2 protein-coding genes are annotated in these 2,575 nt (G+C 76.3%); both read left to right on the top strand.

Going from position 1 to position 2,575, the window contains the following annotated elements:
* Positions 1 to 229: 229 nt before the first annotated feature.
* Positions 230 to 973, top strand: a complete 744-nt coding sequence (locus L1885_RS26960) for an enhanced serine sensitivity protein SseB C-terminal domain-containing protein (protein WP_235799771.1) — start codon at positions 230 to 232, stop codon at positions 971 to 973.
* Positions 974 to 1,098: 125 nt separating this feature from the next.
* Entirely contained in the window at positions 1,099 to 1,890 is a 792-nt protein-coding gene (locus L1885_RS26955) for an enhanced serine sensitivity protein SseB C-terminal domain-containing protein (protein ID WP_235799770.1), read from the top strand.
* Positions 1,891 to 2,575 lie beyond the last annotated feature (685 nt).

The raw sequence follows: 2,575 nt of genomic DNA, 5'->3' as shown, positions 1-2,575 counted from the left end.
CGCGAGACGGTGCACGCCTACCGGACGGCCGAGCGCACCCGCGGCGCTTTCCTGCGCGAGCAGCAGGCCGCCTTCTACGCCGAGTCGGGTGCGCGGGAGGAGCTGCCGCCGGGCGCGGCCGGGGCGGGGCGCGGCCGGACCCGCGGGCCGGCGGGGCCGTTAAGGTGCTGCTCCGGATCATGCTGGGCGGGTCCGGATTCAGGTGGGACAGGGCGGAGGGCGAGGCACAGTGGACACGGCATGGCCGGGCAACGAACTCGAGGAGGCGCTCGCCGCCTCCCTCGGCACCGAGGGCGCCGGCGCGCGGATCGTCGAGGTGCTGGGGCGCAGCCAGGTGTGGGTGCCGCTGCCGGAGGGCGGCGGACCCGACAGCGCCGCGCTCGACCTGCCGACGGTCGAGATAGGAGGCGGGGCGTACGTCCCGGTCTTCAGCTCCGAGGAGCAGTTCCTGCGCTGCGTCGGCCCCCACATGTCCTTCACGGTCGCACCCGCCCGCGAGTTCGCCCGCGGCCTGCCGCCCCAGCTCGGCATCGCGGTCAACCCGGGCGGTGTGGTGGGCGTGCCGCTGCCGCCCCCGGCCGTCGCCGAGCTGTGCCGTACCGGACGCACGGCCTTGGACGGGCCCGAGTCCGGCGGCCGGGTCCGGCTGTTCGAGCCGGACTGGCAGGACGAGCCCATGGACTTCCTCGCCGCGGCGTCCGCCGAGTTCGCGGCGTCCGGGGTGGTCGCGACGGCGCGCCGCGCGCTCGCCTCCGTCGAGGGGGACCCCGACCAGCTGTTCGTCGGAGTCCAACTGGTGCCCTACGGGCCCGCCGACGGCAACGCGGCGCTCGACGCGCTCGGCCGGGCGCTCGGGCGCGTCCAGGTGCGCTGGCAGGTCAACCTGCTGCTGCTCGACCTGGCCCAGGACGATCCGGTCCGTGACTGGATGCTCGCCCGGATCCGCCCGTTCTACCAGCGCGAGCACGCCTGACGCCACGCCCCGCCGTCAAGCCTGTGTCAGTACCGCCGCCTAAGCTGGTTTGATGTCGGGGGCGCCGAGGCCGCGTGCCCGGGGGAGCTGGTCCGATGGCGAGAGCAGAGGGGCGGGGAGTCGACGTGAGCGCGCCAGGCACCGCGGAGGCCGGGCACATCGAAGAGATGCTGCGCCAGGTGACACCGGGCCGTTACGACGCCTACGAGGCGCTGCTGCACGCCCTGGCCGACGAGGCCGCGGGCCGCCTGTGGATGCTGCTGTGGCAGGGCGCCCCGGGTTCCCCCGCCGCCCAGTACGGCAACATGCAGGTCGACGGCCACGGTTACGCGCCCTGCGTGACGTCCGCGCAGGAACTGGCCGCCAGCGGCTGGACCCGGGCCCACGAGGTCGTCACCGGCCCGGGCATCGCCCGCGCGCTCTACCCCGACGGCTGGGGCATCTGGCTCAACCCGCACGCGCCCGGCGGCGGCGTCGGCATCCCCTGGCCCGACCTGCGCCGGATCGCGACGGGTCTGGAGCGGATGCCCGCGGGACCCCTGCGCATCAGCGAACCGTCCCTGCAGATCCCTCAGTTCTACGCGCTGCTCACGCAGAACGCGCACCGCACCCCGGCCGTCAGGTCCCTGCGCCGCGCCTGGGTCCAGCCCGCGCTCGGCGCCCCGTACCTCGCCGTCGGCCTCGACCTCTACGAGAGCGGGCAGGCCGCCGTCGAGTCCGTGCGCCTGATGATGCGCCAGTCGGTGGGCGCCGTGCCGGACGGGCTGCCCGTCTCCACGGTCGCCATGTCCGACGACCGCGACCCGGTGACGATGTGGCTGCGCGCCAACGCCCGCCCCTTCTACGACCGTGACGCGCACCTGGGCTCCGCGCCCGCCGGCGGCTACGGCTACCCGCCCCCGGCGCACCGTTTCTGAGCCCGACTCGCGACGGGGCGTCCCCGCGCGACTGCTCACGTCTCCGGCGCCCGGTGGTGCGTTCCCGCACCACTGCCCAACGGCCCCGCGCCCCGGTGGTGCTGCCAGGCGGTGCGTTTTCCGCCCGCCCCCCACCACATCCCGCGCCCCGGCGGTGCGTTTCCGCTCGACCGCCCGCCGTTCCCGCCTCCCGGCGGTGCGTTTCCGCTCGACCGCCCGCCGTTCCCGCGCCCCGGCGGTGCGTTTCCGCTCGACCGCCCGCCGTTCCCGCGCCCCGGCGGTGCGTTTCCGCTCGACCGCCCGCCCTTCCCGCCTCCCGGCGGTGCGTTTCGCTCGACCGCCCGCCCGCCCTTCCCGCGCCCCCGTGGCGGATTTCCGCAGCTTCCCACCGCTCCCGGCGCCCGGGCGATCCGCTCCGGCGCCCCGTCCAGCTGCCCTGGACACGCCACGCGCGAGCGTCGCCCGGCGTGTGCACGTCCCCACCATGCCGTGGCCGTCCGCCGCCGCGTACCACTGGACACGGCTGCACGCGCACGCACCGTCCGGACCGCGTGCGCTCGTTCCGCTTCGCCTCGGCGCAAGCCGTGCGCGCCCATTCCACTTCCGGGCCGTCCGCCCCCGCGCACCCCTCGCGCGAGGCGCGCGCCACGCTCGCGCCGGCGGCCGTGGCGCGGCGCACCGGATG

Source organism: Streptomyces fuscigenes (assembly GCF_021556455.1).
Lineage (GTDB): Bacteria > Actinomycetota > Actinomycetes > Streptomycetales > Streptomycetaceae > Streptomyces > Streptomyces fuscigenes.
Note: the sequence above shows the minus strand (reverse complement) of the source record. Positions and strands in the feature narration are given on the sequence as shown.